Annotated in this window: 17 protein-coding genes; 7 read left to right on the top strand and 10 right to left on the bottom strand. The window is 66.0% G+C overall.

Annotated elements, in window-relative coordinates:
- The first annotated feature begins 122 nt into the window (after positions 1-122).
- Together NAO55_RS04520 and mdoH are read left to right on the top strand one after the other, a co-directional pair.
- Positions 123-1,649 carry a glucan biosynthesis protein G gene (locus tag NAO55_RS04520; protein WP_102840104.1) on the top strand — a complete coding sequence of 509 codons (1,527 nt, stop codon included), beginning with the start codon at positions 123-125 and terminating at the stop codon, positions 1,647-1,649.
- On the top strand, positions 1,642-4,218 hold the full coding sequence (gene mdoH / locus NAO55_RS04515) for a glucans biosynthesis glucosyltransferase MdoH (RefSeq protein ID WP_180981636.1): 2,577 nt from the start codon (positions 1,642-1,644) through the stop codon (positions 4,216-4,218). The genes NAO55_RS04520 and mdoH overlap by 8 nt, the downstream gene beginning before the upstream one ends.
- Positions 4,219-4,264: 46 nt before the next feature.
- Here the strand turns inward: mdoH and NAO55_RS04510 are convergent, their stop codons facing one another.
- Entirely contained in the window at positions 4,265-4,606 is a 342-nt protein-coding gene (locus NAO55_RS04510) for an FKBP-type peptidyl-prolyl cis-trans isomerase (RefSeq protein WP_003299726.1), read from the bottom strand.
- Between the two features lie 227 nt (positions 4,607-4,833).
- Here NAO55_RS04510 and NAO55_RS04505 point away from each other — a divergent pair, with 227 nt between their 5' ends.
- Together NAO55_RS04505 and wrbA are read left to right on the top strand one after the other, a co-directional pair.
- Positions 4,834-5,532: a pirin family protein gene (locus tag NAO55_RS04505; protein ID WP_102840105.1), complete on the top strand. Its 699-nt coding sequence runs from the start codon at positions 4,834-4,836 to the stop codon at positions 5,530-5,532.
- Between the two features lie 83 nt (positions 5,533-5,615).
- A complete protein-coding gene (gene wrbA, locus NAO55_RS04500) occupies positions 5,616-6,215 on the top strand; it encodes an NAD(P)H:quinone oxidoreductase (protein WP_014820960.1) in 600 nt (199 codons plus the stop codon).
- A gap of 15 nt (positions 6,216-6,230) precedes the next feature.
- Here wrbA and NAO55_RS04495 read toward each other — a convergent pair whose 3' ends face one another.
- Positions 6,231-6,731 (bottom strand): GNAT family N-acetyltransferase, encoded by a 501-nt coding sequence (locus NAO55_RS04495; RefSeq protein WP_102840106.1) that lies wholly within the window; start codon positions 6,729-6,731, stop codon positions 6,231-6,233.
- Between the two features lie 131 nt (positions 6,732-6,862).
- On the opposite strand from NAO55_RS04495, the gene NAO55_RS04490 reads away from it, so the two are divergent.
- Positions 6,863-7,402 (top strand): DUF3087 domain-containing protein, encoded by a 540-nt coding sequence (locus NAO55_RS04490; protein ID WP_102840107.1) that lies wholly within the window; start codon positions 6,863-6,865, stop codon positions 7,400-7,402.
- Positions 7,403-7,447: 45 nt separating this feature from the next.
- On the opposite strand, the gene NAO55_RS04485 is transcribed toward NAO55_RS04490, so the two are convergent.
- The 6 genes from NAO55_RS04485 to NAO55_RS04460 form a co-directional block, all read right to left on the bottom strand.
- Positions 7,448-8,149, bottom strand: a complete 702-nt coding sequence (locus NAO55_RS04485) for a c-type cytochrome (RefSeq protein WP_102840108.1) — start codon at positions 8,147-8,149, stop codon at positions 7,448-7,450.
- Positions 8,150-8,159: 10 nt separating this feature from the next.
- Positions 8,160-9,110 (bottom strand): copper resistance protein B, encoded by a 951-nt coding sequence (locus tag NAO55_RS04480; protein ID WP_102840109.1) that lies wholly within the window; start codon positions 9,108-9,110, stop codon positions 8,160-8,162.
- A complete protein-coding gene (locus NAO55_RS04475; RefSeq protein WP_102840110.1) occupies positions 9,100-9,420 on the bottom strand; it encodes a hypothetical protein in 321 nt (106 codons plus the stop codon). Before NAO55_RS04475 ends, NAO55_RS04480 begins: the two co-directional genes overlap by 11 nt.
- A gap of 11 nt (positions 9,421-9,431) precedes the next feature.
- Positions 9,432-11,231: a copper resistance system multicopper oxidase gene (locus NAO55_RS04470; RefSeq protein WP_102840111.1), complete on the bottom strand. Its 1,800-nt coding sequence runs from the start codon at positions 11,229-11,231 to the stop codon at positions 9,432-9,434.
- A 207-nt stretch (positions 11,232-11,438) separates the two neighbouring features.
- Positions 11,439-11,885 (bottom strand): DUF411 domain-containing protein, encoded by a 447-nt coding sequence (locus NAO55_RS04465; protein WP_102840112.1) that lies wholly within the window; start codon positions 11,883-11,885, stop codon positions 11,439-11,441.
- A gap of 20 nt (positions 11,886-11,905) precedes the next feature.
- Complete coding sequence (locus NAO55_RS04460; protein ID WP_102840407.1) at positions 11,906-12,163, bottom strand: heavy-metal-associated domain-containing protein; 258 nt, start codon at positions 12,161-12,163, stop codon at positions 11,906-11,908.
- Between the two features lie 210 nt (positions 12,164-12,373).
- Here NAO55_RS04460 and NAO55_RS04455 point away from each other — a divergent pair, with 210 nt between their 5' ends.
- Together NAO55_RS04455 and NAO55_RS04450 are read left to right on the top strand one after the other, a co-directional pair.
- Positions 12,374-13,057, top strand: coding sequence for a heavy metal response regulator transcription factor (locus tag NAO55_RS04455; protein ID WP_102840113.1), 684 nt, complete (start codon positions 12,374-12,376; stop codon positions 13,055-13,057).
- Entirely contained in the window at positions 13,054-14,418 is a 1,365-nt protein-coding gene (locus tag NAO55_RS04450) for a heavy metal sensor histidine kinase (RefSeq protein WP_102840114.1), read from the top strand. The genes NAO55_RS04455 and NAO55_RS04450 overlap by 4 nt, the downstream gene beginning before the upstream one ends.
- Here NAO55_RS04450 and NAO55_RS04445 read toward each other — a convergent pair whose 3' ends face one another.
- Both NAO55_RS04445 and NAO55_RS04440 read right to left on the bottom strand, forming a co-directional pair.
- Positions 14,419-15,741: a sensor histidine kinase gene (locus NAO55_RS04445; protein WP_102840115.1), complete on the bottom strand. Its 1,323-nt coding sequence runs from the start codon at positions 15,739-15,741 to the stop codon at positions 14,419-14,421. It abuts the gene before it with no gap.
- Positions 15,738-16,415, bottom strand: a complete 678-nt coding sequence (locus NAO55_RS04440) for a response regulator (RefSeq protein WP_102840116.1) — start codon at positions 16,413-16,415, stop codon at positions 15,738-15,740. The genes NAO55_RS04445 and NAO55_RS04440 overlap by 4 nt, the downstream gene beginning before the upstream one ends.
- Positions 16,416-16,461 lie beyond the last annotated feature (46 nt).

Genomic DNA, 16,461 nt, shown 5'->3' with positions numbered 1-16,461 from the left:
GCGCAACGGCTGGAGTCAGGCGATTCACCACAGCGAAGCAGAGCGAACTCTGCACAAACGTGTAATTCGGAGGCGGTGTGTTACGCATTTTTCAACGCAATACGGGTGCCCATCCGGCGCGCATGCTGGCGGGGCTGGCAGGTGGGTTGTGCATGCTGATGGCCGGCAGTGCGCTGGCGTTCAGTCTGGATGATGTGGCCAAGCGGGCGCAGGAGCTGGCAGCCAGTCGTTACGAGGAGCCGGTCAGCAACCTGCCCGACGACTTCCGCAAGATGGCATTCGCCGACTACCAGCGCCTGCGCTTCAACCCGGAACATGCCTACTGGAAGGACGTCGAGACGCCGTTCCATCTGCACTTCTATCACCAGGGCATGCACTTCGACACGCCGGTGCGCATCAATGAAATCACCGCGACGAAAGTACGCGAGATTCGCTACGACCCCTCGATGTTCGAGTTCGGCGGCGTCGACATCGACCCGGCTTCGCTGGACGGGCTGGGCTTCGCCGGCTTCAAGGTGCTCTATCCGCTGAACAAGAAGGACAAGCAGGACGAGGTGATGACCCTGCTCGGCGCCAGCTATTTCCGCGTCATCGGCAAGGGGCAGTGGTACGGACTTTCTGCGCGCGGGCTGGCGATCGACACGGCGCTGCCGGTCGGCGAGGAGTTTCCGCGTTTCCGCGAATTCTGGGTCGAGCGGCCGCAGCCTGATCGGCGCAATCTGGTGATTTACGCGCTGCTCGATTCGCCGCGCGCCACCGGCGCCTATCGCATGGTGCTGACGCCGGGCAAGGACAGCACGCTGGACGTGCAGGCCAAGGTGTTCCTGCGCGAGCAGGTCGGCAAGCTGGGCATTGCGCCGCTGACCAGCATGTTCCTGTTCGGCGCCAACCAGCCGAGCAGCGTCACCAACTTCCGTCCACAGCTGCATGATTCCGAGGGTCTGGCGATCCATGCCGGCAATGGCGAATTGATCTGGCGCCCGCTGAACAATCCGAAGCGTCTGGCCGTCAGTGCGTTCAGCGTGGAGAACCCGCGCGGCTTCGGGCTGATGCAGCGCACCCGTGACTTCAACCGCTACGAAGACCTGGACGACCGATACGAGCTGCGCCCGAGCGGCTGGGTCGAGACCCGCGGCGACTGGGGCAAGGGCCACGTCGAGCTGATCGAGATCCCGACGCCTGACGAGACCAACGACAACATCGTTGCTTTCTGGTCGCCGGAAAAGCAGCCTGAGCCCGGCCAGTCGCTGGATCTGGAATACCGCCTGCATTTCTCCATGGACGAGCCGAGCCTGCATGATCCTGAGCTGGCGTGGGTGCAGCAGACCCGTATCTCCACCGGCGACGTCAAACAGGCCAACCTGATCCGCCAGCCCGACGGCAGCACCGCATTGATCGTGGATTTCGTCGGGCCGGTGCTGGAGAAGCTCGCCGAGGATGCGCCGGTCAGCACGCGCGTCAGCGTCGATGACAACGCCGAGCTGGTGGAAAACAGCCTGCGCTACAACACCGTCACCAAGGGCTGGCGCCTGACGCTGCGCGTGAAGGTGCGCGACCCGGCGCGCCCGGTCGAGATGCGTGCGGCGCTGGTCGATGGTGACAAGACCCTTTCCGAAACCTGGACCTACCAGATTCCTCCCCATGAATGAGCAGCATGCAGTGAATGGCCTGACGCAAAGCTATTGCGATGGCCTGGCGTTGAACGAAGCCGAGGACCCGGCCAGATACCGGCAGGCGGCGGAGCAGGGCGGCCTGTTCGCGCTGCATGACGAACTGTCTGCCGAGACCGCCACGCCGCGCAGCCCGTCGCGGCGTCTGCTGGACTCGGTGGTCGCGCGACTGCGGCTGGGCTGGGGCGATCTGTTCGACCGCGCCGGGGTGATCGCCGAGGATCACCAGGGGCGCGCCTATGTGCAGTCGACCCCGCCGATCGTGCGTACGCGCATGGTCCCGGAGCCCTGGCATACCAATATCCTGCGCCGCGGCTGGCGCCGGCTGCTGGGTCGGGCGATCCCGCGGCGCAAGGTCGAACCCAGCCCGCAGCCGCTCGACGAGGCACGCTGGCGCCGCGTTGCCGCCCTGCGCCGCGCGGCGTTGCTGGTGCTGATGCTCGGCCAGACCGCCTTCGCCACCTGGCAGATGAAGGCGGTGCTGCCTTACCAGGGCTGGTTCCTGGTCGACATGCAGGAAGTGTTCGTCCAGCCGCTGTCCGAATCGGCTCGGCAGATCCTTCCGTATGTGGTGCAGACCAGCATTCTGCTGCTCTTCGCGTTGCTGTTCTGCTGGGTCTCGGTGGGCTTCTGGACCGCACTGATGGGCTTCTTCCAGTTGCTGCGCGGCAAGGACCGCTACAGCATCTCGGCCAGCAGTCCGGGCAACGAAGCGATACCGGCCGAGGCGCGTACGGCGCTGGTGATGCCGATCGCCAACGAGGATGTGCCGCGTGTGTTCGCGGGGCTGCGCGCGACCTACGAGTCGCTCAAGGCAACCGGTGAACTCGAGCATTTCGACATCTTCGTGCTCAGCGACAGCAACGACCCGGATACCTGCGTCGCCGAGCAGAAGGCCTGGGTCGAGCTGTGCCGTGCGGTGGATGGCTTCGGCCACATCTTCTACCGTCGCCGTCGGCGCCGGGTGAAGCGCAAGAGCGGCAACATCGACGACTTCTGCCGTCGCTGGGGCAGCAGCTACCGCTACATGGTGGTGCTGGATGCCGACAGCGTGATGAGCGGCGAATGCCTGACCAGCCTGGTGCGACTGATGGAGGCCAACCCCAACGCCGGCATCATCCAGACTGCGCCCAAGGCGTCGGGCATGGACACCCTCTATGCGCGGCTGCAGCAGTTCGCCACGCGCGTCTACGGTCCGCTGTTCACCGCCGGGCTCAACTTCTGGCAGCTGGGTGAATCGCATTACTGGGGCCACAACGCGATCATTCGCGTGAAGCCGTTCATCGAGCATTGCGCGTTGGCGCCGTTGCCCGGCACCGGTTCGTTCGCCGGGGCGATCCTTTCCCACGACTTCGTCGAAGCCGCGCTGATGCGCCGTGCCGGCTGGGGCGTGTGGATCGCCTACGACCTGCCGGGCAGCTACGAAGAGCTGCCGCCGAACCTGCTCGACGAGCTCAAGCGCGATCGCCGCTGGTGTCACGGCAACCTGATGAACTTCCGCCTGTTCATGGTGCGCGGCGTGCACACGGTGCATCGCCTGGTGTTCCTCACCGGGGTGATGTCCTACCTGTCGGCGCCGCTGTGGTTCCTCTTCCTGCTGCTGTCCACCGGCCTGCTGGCGATCCATACGCTGATGGAGCCGGAGTACTTCCTGCAGCCGAACCAGCTCTACCCGCTGTGGCCGCGCTGGCATCCGCAGGAAGCCATCGCGCTGTTCTCCGCGACCATGACGCTGTTGTTCCTGCCCAAGCTGCTCAGTGTGCTGCTGGTCTGCATCCAGGGCGCCCAGGCCTATGGCGGGCGGCTGCGGGTGGTGCTGTCGATGCTGATCGAAACGCTGTTCTCGGTGCTGCTGGCGCCGGTGCGCATGCTCTTTCACAGCGTGTTCGTCACCGCCGCGTTCCTCGGCTGGTCGGTGCAGTGGAAATCGCCGCAGCGCGGCGACGACGCCACCCCCTGGGGCGAAGCGCTGCGCCGGCACGGCTCGCAGATTGTCATCGGTGTGCTCTGGACGGCCTTGGTCGCCTGGCTGGATGCAGCCTTTCTCTGGTGGCTGGCGCCGATCGTGGTGTCGCTGATCCTGTCGGCGCCGGTCTCGGTGATCACCAGCCGAACCGGTCTAGGCCTGGCTGCGCGGCGCAGCAAGCTGTTCCTGATCCCGGAGGAATACGCACCGCCCACCGAGCTGGCCAATACCGACCTGTACCAGCAGCAAAACCAGGCCAACGCGCTGCGCGAAGGCTTCCTCGTCGCGGTGGTCGATCCGCTGTACAACGCGCTGGTCTGCGCCATGGCCCGTGCGCGTCACGCCAAGGTCGTGCCGTCGGCGGAACATCTACGCGAGCAGCGCCTGGGCAAGGTGCTGGCCGCCGGGCCCGATGGCGCGGATGCCGAGGCGGCGCGCTGGCGCCTGCTGAACGATCCGGACGGCATGGCGCTGCTGCACCGTCACGCCTGGGAAGATCCGGCCGGGGCCGTCTGGCTGGCGCGCTATCGGGAGCAGTATCCCCGAGGCGTGGCGCGCCCGGACCTCGCGGGCGAGGCCTGATACCTGCGACTTTCTGGCGGCCCGCAGCGGGCGCCAGAAAGGCTGATCAGTCGTCGCGCGTCAGCACTTCCAGCAGCTCGATCTCGAAATGCAGATCCGAATTGGGCGGGATATGCGCGCCGACCTGGCGCTCGCCATAACCCAGATGAGCTGGCACGAACAGCCTGCGCTTGCCGCCGACCCGCATGCCCATCAGCCCGATGTCCCAACCCTTGATGACCCGGCCGGTGCCAATCACGCACTGGAATGGCTTGCCGCGCGTGTAGGAGCTGTCGAACTCCGTGCCGTCGCTCAGCGTGCCGCGGTACTGGGTGGTGATCAGCGCGCCCTTGACCACCGCTTTGCCGTCGCCGAGCTGAATGTCTTCGACCAGCAATTCATCGTTCATTCGTGCGCTTCCTGAAAGCTGAAAGAGGGAGCGCTTTGTGGCAGGTAAACGCGCTTCGGGCAAGAGGCCGGCTGTCGTGCCGGTTTACCGATGCCAGTTGCCCGGCTTAACTATCGGCAGAATCGATAGTTATTGGCTGAAAATTGCAAACATTATCGATCTGATTGAATGGATCATCTCCTTCATTGGCCGGGGTCGTCCCGGTGACCCGAACTGCGGAGAGCGAGATGATCGAACTACGTCCATATGCCCGGCTTGGTCATGCGCAGCACGGCTGGCTGAACGCGCGCCACCACTTTTCCTTTGCTGATTATCACGACGTCGAGCGCATGCGCTGGGGCCGTCTGCGCGTTTGGAACGATGACAGCATCGCGCCGCAGTCCGGCTTCGAACCGCATTCGCACCGGGACATGGAAATCATCACCTACGTCCGCCAGGGCGCCATTACCCATCAAGACAGCCTCGGCAACCGTGGCCGTACCGTCGCCGGCGATGTGCAGGTGATGAGCGCCGGCACCGGCATCGTGCACAGCGAGTACAACCTGGAGGATGTGGAGACACGCATCTTCCAGATCTGGATTCACCCGCAGCAGACCGGGCTGCCGCCGGCCTGGGGCACTCGCCAGTTCCCCAGCGGCGACCGCGCCGGCGCCTTCGTCACGCTCGCCAGTGGTCTGCCCGGCGATGACGACGCGCTACCGATTCGTGCTGAAGCCAGGCTGGCAGCGGCTACGCTTGCAGCAGGGCAGGGAGCGGACTACGAAATTGCCGCCGGGCACCGGGTGTATCTGGTGCCGGCCAGCGGCCAGATCGAGATCAACGGACTCATGGTCGCCGCCGGCGATGGCGTGGCCGTGCGTGATGAAACACGGCTGAGCATCAGGGCCGTGGCAGACAGCGAAGTCCTCCTGGTCGAGTCGCTCTGACGGCTGCCATCGGAACGACGCTTCTGGCGCGTTATCCCATCCACAACGTTATTCAGACTCACCCACCGAAAGAGGAAAGCAAGATGGCGAAGATTCTCGTGCTCTATCACTCCATGTACGGCCACATCGAAACGATGGCCAATGCCGTCGCCGAGGGCGCACGCCGCGTACCGGGTGTCGAGGTGACGATCAAACGCGTGCCGGAAACCATGCCGGAAGACGCCTTCCGCAACGCCGGCGGCAAGGTCGATCAGCCCGCCGACATCGCCGATCCGAATGAGCTGCCGGACTACGACGGCATCATCTTTGGTACTCCGACCCGCTTCGGCAACATGTCCGGGCAGATGCGCAACTTCCTCGACCGCACGGGCGGCCTGTGGGCCAAGGGCGCGCTGCATGGCAAGGTCGCCAGCGTGTTCGCCTCGACCGGCACCGGCGGTGGGCAGGAGATGACCATTACCTCGACCTGGACCACCCTGGCGCACCACGGCATGGTCATCGTGCCGACCGGTTATGGCATCAGCGAGTTCTTCGACATCTCCGAAACCAACGGTGGCACGCCCTATGGCGCCACGACCATCGCCGGTGGCGACGGCTCGCGTCAGCCTTCGGAGAAGGAACTGGCCATCGCACGCTACCAGGGTGAGCACGTGGCGAAGATCACCAGCAAACTCAAGGGCTGACGAACGACGCAGTACCTATGCTGGGGCCCGCCCGGGTCCCAGCAACAGGCCATACATCAGTTCGTCGACGAAGCCGTCGTCGCTGCTGCGCTTGTAGGCAGCGCGCTGCGTGCCTTCGTGGACGAAGCCGAAGCGCTCGTAGAAGGCAATCGCCCGCGGGTTGTCCGCTTCCACCGTCAATTCCACACGACGAATGCCGCTGGCGGCCAGCTTGGCGAGGGCTTCCTGCATCATCCGTCGCGCCAGGCCGCTGCCCCTGACCTCGGGCGCGACGGCCAGGGTACCGAGGTAGGCGACATGGGCGGCGCGGCCCAGATGGCGCTGCACCTTGTAGAAGCCTTGCACCACGCCATCGTCTTCGAAGACATAGAAGCCGGCGCTTTCGAACAGCGGCTCGAAGACCTTGCCGAAGTGCTCGCGAGGCATGGGGTCGAAGCCCAGGTACCGCTCCACGTCCGGGTGCATGTAGATGTCGTAGACCCGCTGCTCATCGGCGGGCGTGGCGAGGCGGCGCATGGAATTCTCCAGTTGGGGCGGGTCGAGCTTAGCCGGAGGGCGGAAGATACTGCGCTGTATCAGTCAGCGCACGGCGATTGAGGTGATAATGGCCGCCGCTCATCTTCCGCCTCAGCCAAGGACATCGCCCCGTGGTGCTATTCGAGATCGTTCCGCTCAGCCCCGAAACCTATCGCCAGCAGACCCGGCGCAGCACCCTGATCGTCGCCGTGACCTTTGCCGTCCTCGCCATGGGCTTGTCGGCCCTGGCCGTGGCGCTGTTCGGCGAGCCCGGTGGTGACAACCTGCGGCTGAACATCGGCGGCGTGGTGGCCGGACTGGCGCTGACGATCGGAGTCGTCAGGTGGCTGTACTGGCAGCAGCCGTGGATGGCGGCGGCGGTGTACGGCTGGCAGCTCAAGCGCAGCCTGATGCGCGTGACCAACATGATGCACCAGGTCAAGGCAGGCGTAAGTGCGGGCGATCCGGATGCGATGAAGCTGCTGCGCTTCTATCACCTAGGGCTGACGCAGATGCACCAGCTCGACGGCAACCTCATCGGGCTCAGCGATTCGGTCGCCGAGATCGACCGTCACCGCGAGGCGATGGAGGCGCTGGGCATGGATATCGACCAGCCACGCCTGGAGCCCGCGTGGCTGGAGCGCGTCGGACAGATCGAGGCGAAGCGCTGAGGCGAATTGCCTGACGGACGATTGCGCCGGCCATGGCGCAGCCCATCAATGCACGTGGCGGCTGCCGTCCGGGTGATGGTGTACATCGGCTTCCGGTACTGCTTCCGAATGCGCCGGTGTCTGCTCGTTGTGCGCGCCCTGATGATGGGCTTTGCCTGCAGGCTGCCGATCGGCGGCAGGAGTCGGATGCTGGCCGCTGTGATCGTGCATGTCCATTTCACCGCCACCGTGCTGGTGGCCGTCACTGGCGTCCACCAGCGTCTGGTATTCCATTGGGGTGAGTGACGGCAGCTGTTCGACGAAGGCGACCAGCGACCAGATGTAGCGGTCTTCCATGAACTTGCCCCACGCCGGCATACCGGTGGATTTGAGCCCATGCTTGATGACCCAGAATGTTGCGGCCGGGTCGTTGTCGCGGGAGTCCTCGGCAAGTGGCGGAGGGGCGGGGTAGAGACCCTGGCTCAGTTCGGTCGGCTCGACCCCCGGCGCCAGGTGGCAACCGACGCACATGGCCGCATAGTTGCCCGCGCCCGAGCGCATCTGCTCCGCCGATCCCAGCGGCGGTACCTCGATGTCACCGGCGCGTACAGCCACGGCGCGTTCCCGGGTGGTCTCCAGCAGGGTGTGCAGCGGCGCGCTGTGCGGGGCGTCCGCGCCGACGTCGATGATGCCGGAATACGCCACCAGCGCGCCGCCGATTGCGATCAACAGGGTGCTCAGTGCCAGTGTCGCCAGGACAGTCTTCATAGGTCGGGCCTCAGAACCAGAAGCGAATACCGGCTACCAGCTTCGCCTCGCTGACGTCTTCGTCATCGGCACGCAGCAGGTCAGCAGTATTGCCATAGGCTCGGCCCCAGCTGACGCCGACATAAGGCGCGAACTGACGGCTGATCTCGTAACGCAGGCGGAGTCCGACACTGGCGTCGCTGAGACCGGAGCCGACGCCGCGCGCCTCGTCGTTGCGCCCGTGCAGGTTCAGCTCCGCGGTGGGCTGCAACACCCAGCGCTGGGTCAGCAGGATGTCGTATTCGGCCTCCAGGCGCAGCGCAGTCTGGCCACCCTCGCCGAGAAACGCGGTGGCTTCGGTTTCCAGACCGAACAGCGGCATGCCCTGCACGCCAAAGGCTGCCCAAGTCTTTGGCGAACCAGGCTTGAAGTCCTGACGCACGCCGGTGACGGTCTCCCACCAGGGGCCGATGGCGTGGCTCCAGAGCAGCTGCAGCTCGGCCTCCTCGGTGTGGCCATTGGTGCGCTCACCCTCGGAACGGAAGGCGAGGCGGTCGATATCGCCGCCATACCAGCCGGAAATGTCCCAGGCCAGCGTGCTGCCTTCGTCGGCGTCCTGCCATTCCAGCTGATCGGCTAGGAACAGGAAGTTGCTGCCACCCTGGTGCATGGCGTGAGGCGGCAGGTCGGGGAACGCGGCCGCGCGGTCTGCATCTCTGATGGTGGGGACTGGCGGTCGTTGCTGCTGTTCGGGTGGAACGCCGGTTGCCGGTGGGTGAGGCATCCCGTCGTGGTTCATGTCGCCATGGTTCACGGGCTCATGGCTCATCTGGCTGTGATCCATCTGCCGATGATCCATCTGGCTGTGATCCGCAGGCGCAGCGTGTCCGTCGTGGCCGGAATGATCCATCGCCTGCTGCGCCTGACTCGCCGTCGCAGCCAGGGCGAGGGCGATGGCAACCGGCAGTGTCTTAATGATCATGCTGCTTGCCCTGTTCGGGGCCCTTCGGCATGTCCTTCTGCATCTTTCCGTTGCCCATGCTGCCGTGGTCCATATGGCCGGAACCCATGTGCTGGTCGTGCATGTCCTGCATCTTGTCGTGGTCCATGCCCTGCATCTTGCCGCCCTGTTGTTGTCCGGGCTTGGGCTGGCTGGCCTGCGGCGCGGCCTGTTCGGCTGGTGCATTGGCGGGATGATGACCGTCGTGCTCGCTCTGCGCGTAGGCGGTGCTGAGGCTGAGCGCGGTGGTCAGGCCGAAGGCGAGCAGGGCGTGCAATTTGATCGTGTTCATAGGCTTCTCCGTCATTCTTCTACGCGGACTTCACGGAACATTCCGAGGTCCATGTGCATCAGCATGTGGCAGTGGTAGGCCCAGCGCCCGAGGGCGTCGGCGGTGACGCGATAGCTGCGTTTGGAGCCCGGCGGCATGTCGATGGTGTGCTTGCGCACCTGGAAGTTGCCGTGCTCGTCCTCCAGGTCGCTCCACAGCCCGTGCAGGTGGATGGGGTGGTGCATCATGGTGTCGTTGACCAGCACGAAGCGCACCCGCTCGCCGTACTTGAGGCGGATCGGCTCGGCATCGGCGAAGGGAATGCCGTCGAACGACCAGGCGAAGCGCTCCATGTGTCCGGTCAGGTGCAGTTCGATGGTGCGCGTCGGCTCACGGCCGTCCGGGTCGGCGAAGGTGCTGCGCAGGTCGGCGTAGGTCAGTACGCGCCGACCGTTGTCGCGCAGGCCGATGCCGGGATCGTCCAGCTTGGGCACCGGCATCATGGTCTGCATGTCCACCAGCGGATTGTCGGTTTCGCTGGCCGGATGCGCCTGCATGCCACTGCCGGACGAGCCGTGGCCCATGGCGGCGTGGTCCATCTGGCCATTCATCCCACTCTGATTCATCGCGCCATGATTCATGTCGCCGTGCCCGGCGTTAGGATCGTCACTCTGCGCAGGCGCAGCAGCCTGGGCATGGGCGGAATGATCGCCATGGCCCATGTCCTCCATGCTCAGTTCGGGGCGCGGATCGGGCTTGGGCACCGGCGCCTGCAAACCATCACGCACGGCCAGGGTGCCGCGGGCAAAGCCGCTACGGTCCATGGACTGGGCGAACAGGGTGTAGGCGTCCTGGCTGCCGTCTGGCTCGACGATCACATCGAGGGTTTCCGCCACGGCCAGGCGCACTTCGTCCACCTGCACCGGTTCGACGCTCTGTCCGTCCGCGGCGACCACGGTGAGCTTGAGGCCGGGGATGCGGAAGTCGAAGTAGCTCATCGCCGAGCCGTTGATCAGCCGCAGGCGGATGCGCTCGCCTGGCTGGAACAGGCCGGTCCAGTTGCCGTCCGGTGCCTGGCCGTTGAGCAGGTAGGTGTAGGTGGCACCGCTGATGTCGGCCAGATCCGTCGGCGACATGTTCATCTTCGCCCAGGCCCAGCGTTCGCTGATGGTGTCGGTCCAGCCGTTGTCGGCGACATCGTCGATGAAATCGCCAAGCGTACGCCGGCCCTGGTTGTAGTAGTCCGAGCGCTTCTTCAGCTTGGCCAGCACCCGTGCCGGGCTTTCGTCGGTCCAGTCGGAGAGGAACACCACGTAGTCGCGGTCGTAGGCGAATGGCTCCGGCTCGAGCGGATCGATGATCAGCGGGCCGTAGACGCCGAGTTGTTCCTGGAACGCCGAATGGCTGTGGTACCAGTAGGTGCCGCTCTGTTTGACCTTGAAGCGGTACTCGTACATGCCGTCCGGGGCGATGCCGGCGAAGCTGAACCCGGGCACGCCGTCCATGTTGGCGGGTAGCAGGATGCCGTGCCAGTGGATCGAGGTGTCGTGGGGCAGCCGGTTGCGCACGCGCAAGGTCACGGTATCGCCCTCGCGCCAGCGCAGCAGCGGGCCGGGAATGCTGCCGTTGATGGCCATGGCGGTGCGGCGCTTACCAGTGAAGTCCACGCTGATGGAATCGATGGTGAGGTCGAACTCGGTGCCGCTGAGCACCGTCGGCTGACCTGGGCTGGTCAGCGCCCAGACGGGGCGTTGCCACAGCCCGAGGCCGGCGACGGCACCGCCGGCAGCCAGGCTTTTGACGAAGGTGCGCCGAGAACTGATCAATTGCATGCGGGTCCTGTTCGGTGGATCGGATTGTTGGTTTGCGCCGCGCAGGCGCGACGTTGCGACGCTTTGACGAGCACCTTAGCGCGGCGCATCTGTCAGCGACCTGAAGCGAAATTTACGATTCTGTCAGCTGGCAGCGCGGCCAGCCGCAACCGGGCTGGCCCTGCCGCAGATGCCGAACGGCATTGCCTGTGCTGAAGACAGTGCGGCTTAGCGCACCGGCTGCGCGCCGAGGTAGTCGCCGAGCACCAGATCGCGGCCCTTGGTGGTCAGGCCGATCACCTGGTACTGCTGATGCGGCTGGCCATAATCCATACCTGGCGAGCCAGCCGGCATGCCCGGTACGGCAACGCCGGCGAGATCGTCGCGCTTCTGCAGTTCATGAATCGCCGCAACGGGCACGTGGCCTTCGACGAACTTGCCGTCGATCACACCGGTGTGGCACGAGCCCAGGCGCGGCGCGACACCCAGCTTCTGCTTGACCGCCGCCATGTTGCTCTCGACGTGATCGCGCACTTCGAAGCCGTTGGCCTCCAGGTACTTGATCCAGTCCTTGCAGCAGCCGCAGTTGGCATCGCGGTGCACGTCGATGACATCCGTGGCGTGGGCCATGCCCGACATCAGCAGGGCTGCAAGTGCGGTGAGGTAGAGTTTCATGGGCTTCTCCAGAGCAATGTTCAGTTGCAGCCGCAACCGCACCCGGTCTTGCGGGGCGCTGGGGCGGGCGAGCCGACGGCGATCTCGGCAGGGTAACCGGCCTCATCGAGTGCAGCGATCAGTGCCGCTGCATCGGCCGTTCCGTCTATCCGGGCGAGCCCGGCGGCCAGGTCGACCTCGACGCGCTCGACACCCGCCAAGGGCTGCAGTGCTGCGGTTACATGGCGGACGCACGCGCCGCAGGTCATGCCGGATACCTTGAGTTGAATGCTGGTCATGGGAAGGTCCTCGGTTAGCCAGTCTGGTCGCACTGACTGGATGCTCGACCTTGACGCGATGGCAAGGTCAAGCCGCATTTTCTGAGTGCCACGCTAACTCCGGCGCCCTGACGCGAGGCTGATCGGAAGATTACTTTTTTGTCAGCTTCGTGGCGTCCCGACTACGGGCGCTGCCACACTTGCGGCGTCGCCACCGAAGGAACTTGCGTCATGAAATTGCTGGTCGCCGAAGACGAACCGAAAACCGGCATGTACCTGCAGCAGGGCCTGAGTGAAGCCGGCTTCACCGTCGACCGGGTCACGACCGGCACCGACGCGCTGCAACACGCGCTGAGCATGCCCTACGACCTGCTGATCCTCGACGTGATGATGCCGGGCCTCGATGGTTGGGAAGTGCTGCGCCTGGTGCGTGCCTCCGGGCGCGAGGTGCCGGTGCTCTTTCTCACTGCGCGCGACCGTGTCGAGGATCGCGTGAAGGGGCTGGAGCTGGGCGCCGACGACTATCTGGTCAAGCCGTTCGCCTTTTCCGAGCTGCTGGCCCGTGTGCGCACCCTGCTGCGACGCGGCAACGCGGCGGCATTGCAGACCCAGCTGAAGGTTGCCGATCTGGAGGTCGACCTGCTCAAGCGCCGCGCCACGCGGGCTGGCCAGCGCATCGACCTGACCGCCAAGGAATTCGCCCTGCTGGAACTGCTCCTGCGCCGGCGCGGCGAGGTGCTGCCCAAGTCGCTGATCGCCTCGCAGGTATGGGATATGAATTTCGACAGCGACACCAACGTCATCGAGGTGGCTATCCGCCGCTTGCGGGTGAAGATCGACGACGGCTTCGAGCCCAAACTGATCCATACCGCGCGCGGCATGGGTTACATGCTCGACGAGCCGGACCCGTCATGACGCGGCTGTCGCTCACGGCGCGGCTGAGCCTGATGTTCATGCTCGCGGTGACCGGCGTGCTGGCGGCTGCGGGATATTTCTTTCACCAGCTCAGCGAACGCCACTTCAACGAGCTGGACCAGCACACCCTGCACGAGAAGCTTCGCGCCGGCGAGGCGCTACTCGGCGAGCTGCAGGCCGATGATGACTTCGAACGGCTGCGTCCGCGGCTGCAGGCCCTGCTCGGTGGGCACAGCGAGATAAGAGGGTTCGTCTTCGATGCAGCGGGGCGCCAGCTGTTTCCCGAGCCGCTGCCAGGCGGGGCCGACCCGAGCCTGGTCGCGCTGGCCGCTGAGCACGATGGCGAGCTGTCGCTGGATGGGCGCCTCTGGCGCGCGGAGGTAGCGCAGGTGCCGGTCGGTCAGACGGCGCTGATGCTGCTGATCCTGCTCGATGTCACCGTGCACAAGGCGTTCTTCCATACCTTCAGCGGCTGGCTGTGGGGCGCGCTGATACTCTGCGCGGTGCTCAGCGGCCTGCTTGGCTGGCTGCTGGTGCGTAGCGGGCTGCGACCGCTGCGCGACGTCACCCAGGTGGCCGCCTCGGTCTCGGCCAAATCCCTGCGCGAGCGCATCCCCGACGAGTCGACACCGGCCGAGCTGCAGCAGCTGGTGCAGGCCTTCAACGCCATGCTGGCGCGGCTGGAGGACGCGTTCGTGCGGCTGTCGAACTTCTCCGCCGACATCGCCCACGAGCTGCGCACGCCGCTGAGCAACCTGATGACCCACACCGAGGTGGCGCTGACCCGTGCGCGCACGCTGGATCAGTATCAGGACAACCTGCATTCGAACCTGGAGGAGCTGCAGCGCATGTCGCGGATGATCGACGACATGCTGTTTCTGGCCAAGGCGGATAACGGGCTGATCGTGCCGGACGCCAAACCCGTCGCGCTGGAGGCGTTGTGCACGCAGCTGCTGGACTATTACCAGCTCTCGGCCGACGAGCGCGGGGTGCGCTTCGAGCTGTCGGGTGCCGGTACGATTCAGGGCGATCTGTTGATGCTGCGCCGGGCGTTGTCGAACCTGCTGTCCAATGCGCTGCGTTACACCCCCGACGGCGAGCGCATCCGGGTGGCCATCGAGCGCGGCGCGGGCCAGGTGACGCTTGAGGTGAGCAATCCCGGCGCGACCATCGCGCCCGAGCATCTGGAGCGACTGTTCGACCGCTTCTATCGGGTCGATCCGGCGCGCCGCGAAGGCAGCCCGAGCAATGCCGGCCTCGGGCTGGCGATCACCCGTTCGATCGTTCAGGCCCATCGCGGTCGTATCCAGTGCAGTTCCGCGCAGGGCCGGACGTCTTTCGTGCTGGAGTTCCCGAACTGATCAGCGCTGCAACGGCACCGTCAGCGAAACGCGCAGGCCGTCGGTCTGGCTGTCGAAGGCGAGGGTGCAGTCGCAGCGTTGCGCGATCGCTTGGACGATGGCCAGGCCCAGGCCGCTGCCGCTGCTGGCGGCGTGTCGCCAGAAGCGCCGGGTCAGGTGCTCGAGATGCTCGGCGGCGATGCCCGACCCCTGGTCGCGTACTTCGAAGCGTACTCGCCCGGCTTCAGGCTGCAGAGACAGCGTGACGGCGCTGCCCGGCGCGGTGTGGCGCTGGGCATTCTCCAGCAGGTTGCGCAGCGCGGCGATGGCCAGCACCGGCGGCATGGCCAGCGGCGTGTCGGGCAGGTCCGCCGGGACCTGCAACAGGATTGGCGCGCCGTCACCGCCACTGGCGTCCTGAATCGCCAGTCGCGCGACCTCGGCGGCGGTGCACTGCAGGCCATCGTCGAAATCCAGACTGCCTTCTACCCGGGCCAGCAACAACAGCTGTTCCAGTGTGCGCTGCAGGCGGTCGGCGCCGGCCTCGGCGTTGGCCAGTGCCTGTTCGGCGGCGGCGCCTTCGGTCATGCGTGCTACCTGCAGGTGGGTCTTGATCGCTGTCAGCGGGCTGCGCAGTTCGTGGGCGGCGTCGCCGGTCAGCCGCCGTTCGCGTTCGATGGCCTGGGCGATGCGCTGGAACAGCTGGTTCTGCGTCTGCACCAGCGGCAGCAGCTCCGCCGGCAGGCCTTTGACCGGCAAGGGTTCGAGGGAATCGGCGCTGCGTCGGGTCAGTGCCTCGCGAATCCTGCGTAGGGGTGCCAGCCCACGGCCCAGGCCAAGCCAGAGCAGACCCAGGCTGCCGAGCAGGGCGACCGCCACGGGCAGCGCCGCCGCCAGCAACACCGAGCGTTCCAGCGCGGCACGCTCATCCAGGCGGTCGGCCGTGGTGATACGCAGCTCGCCTTGCACCAGCGTAAAGCTGCGCCAGGGCACGCCGTCGATCAGCTGATCGCGAAAGCCGTTCTGCTCGGCGTCCAGTTGCTGGTCGGGCGCGCTGTGGCTGCGCGCCAGCACCTCGCCCCGCAGCGAGCTGACCTGGCAGGCCAGGCCGTTGGGGATGCCCAGTTGCTCGGCGCTCAGACGCTGCGGCGGGCCGTCGCCGGGCACGGGGTGTGGCAGCTGCACCAAGAGGCCGGCGACCATGCGCGCCGAGGCCGCCAGGCGCTGGTCGAGCGAGAGCATCATCTGGCTGCGCAGATCGACCAGCATCCAGGTCGCAGCCAATGCCCAGAGCAGCACGAAGGCCGAGCCGAGCATCAGGGTCAGGCGTAGGCGCAGGCTCATGGCGCGTCCTCGTCGCCTGCCGGACCGAGGCGGTAGCCGAGGCCGCGCACGGTTTCGACGATGCCGCTGCCGAGCTTGCGGCGCAGGTGGTGGATATGCACGTTGAGGGCATTGCTCTCGACGTCGTCGGCAAAACCGTAGACCACGTCCTTGAGCTGCTCGCTGTTGAGCACCCGGCCCTGGTTGTTGAGCAGTGCCTGCAGCAGTGCCTGTTCACGGCGCGACAGGTCGACGAGGCGGCCGTCCAGGCGTGCTTCGCAGCGGCTCGGGTCGTAGCTCAGCCGGCCATGTTCGATGAGGTTGACGCTGCGCCCGGACATGCGCCGCATCAGCGTGTGCAGGCGCGCGGCCAGCTCGCGCAGGTCGAACGGCTTGAGCAGGTAATCGTCGGCCCCCGCCTGCAGGCCGGTGACCCGGTCGCTGACCGCATCGCGCGCGGTGAGCACCAGCACCGGCAGCTCCAGGCCCTGTTGGCGCAGGCGTCGCAGCAGGGTGATGCCGTCTTCGTCGGGCAGGCCGAGATCGAGGATCAGCACATCGAAGTGCGCCGCACGCAGCAGGGCTTCGGCAGCCGCCGCGGTCGCGGCGTGGTCGACGATCAAGCCCTGGGCATTGAGCCCGGCGACGATGCCGCTGGCGATCAGCGCGTCGTCTTCGGCAAGCAGCACGTGCATGGGGAGGGTCCGCAGAAAATGCTCAAGGGTGGACCTTAGCGATTAA

The sequence above is a fragment of the Stutzerimonas frequens genome (assembly GCF_024448335.1).
GTDB lineage: Bacteria > Pseudomonadota > Gammaproteobacteria > Pseudomonadales > Pseudomonadaceae > Stutzerimonas > Stutzerimonas frequens.
Note: the sequence above shows the minus strand (reverse complement) of the source record. Positions and strands in the feature narration are given on the sequence as shown.

Coding starts and splice junctions, on each gene's coding strand:
- NAO55_RS04505 (WP_102840105.1), top strand. CDS start 4,834: ATGATCGAACTACGTCCATATGCCCGGCTTGGTCATGCGCAGCACGGC.
- NAO55_RS04495 (WP_102840106.1), bottom strand. CDS start 6,731: ATGCGCCGCCTCGCCACGCCCGCCGATGAGCAGCGGGTCTACGACATC.
- wrbA (WP_014820960.1), top strand. CDS start 5,616: ATGGCGAAGATTCTCGTGCTCTATCACTCCATGTACGGCCACATCGAA.
- mdoH (WP_180981636.1), top strand. CDS start 1,642: ATGAATGAGCAGCATGCAGTGAATGGCCTGACGCAAAGCTATTGCGAT.
- NAO55_RS04485 (WP_102840108.1), bottom strand. CDS start 8,149: ATGAAGACTGTCCTGGCGACACTGGCACTGAGCACCCTGTTGATCGCA.
- NAO55_RS04480 (WP_102840109.1), bottom strand. CDS start 9,110: ATGATCATTAAGACACTGCCGGTTGCCATCGCCCTCGCCCTGGCTGCG.
- NAO55_RS04440 (WP_102840116.1), bottom strand. CDS start 16,415: ATGCACGTGCTGCTTGCCGAAGACGACGCGCTGATCGCCAGCGGCATC.
- NAO55_RS04510 (WP_003299726.1), bottom strand. CDS start 4,606: ATGAACGATGAATTGCTGGTCGAAGACATTCAGCTCGGCGACGGCAAA.
- NAO55_RS04455 (WP_102840113.1), top strand. CDS start 12,374: ATGAAATTGCTGGTCGCCGAAGACGAACCGAAAACCGGCATGTACCTG.
- NAO55_RS04465 (WP_102840112.1), bottom strand. CDS start 11,885: ATGAAACTCTACCTCACCGCACTTGCAGCCCTGCTGATGTCGGGCATG.
- NAO55_RS04475 (WP_102840110.1), bottom strand. CDS start 9,420: ATGAACACGATCAAATTGCACGCCCTGCTCGCCTTCGGCCTGACCACC.
- NAO55_RS04450 (WP_102840114.1), top strand. CDS start 13,054: ATGACGCGGCTGTCGCTCACGGCGCGGCTGAGCCTGATGTTCATGCTC.
- NAO55_RS04470 (WP_102840111.1), bottom strand. CDS start 11,231: ATGCAATTGATCAGTTCTCGGCGCACCTTCGTCAAAAGCCTGGCTGCC.
- NAO55_RS04520 (WP_102840104.1), top strand. CDS start 123: ATGCTGGCGGGGCTGGCAGGTGGGTTGTGCATGCTGATGGCCGGCAGT.
- NAO55_RS04460 (WP_102840407.1), bottom strand. CDS start 12,163: ATGACCAGCATTCAACTCAAGGTATCCGGCATGACCTGCGGCGCGTGC.
- NAO55_RS04445 (WP_102840115.1), bottom strand. CDS start 15,741: ATGAGCCTGCGCCTACGCCTGACCCTGATGCTCGGCTCGGCCTTCGTG.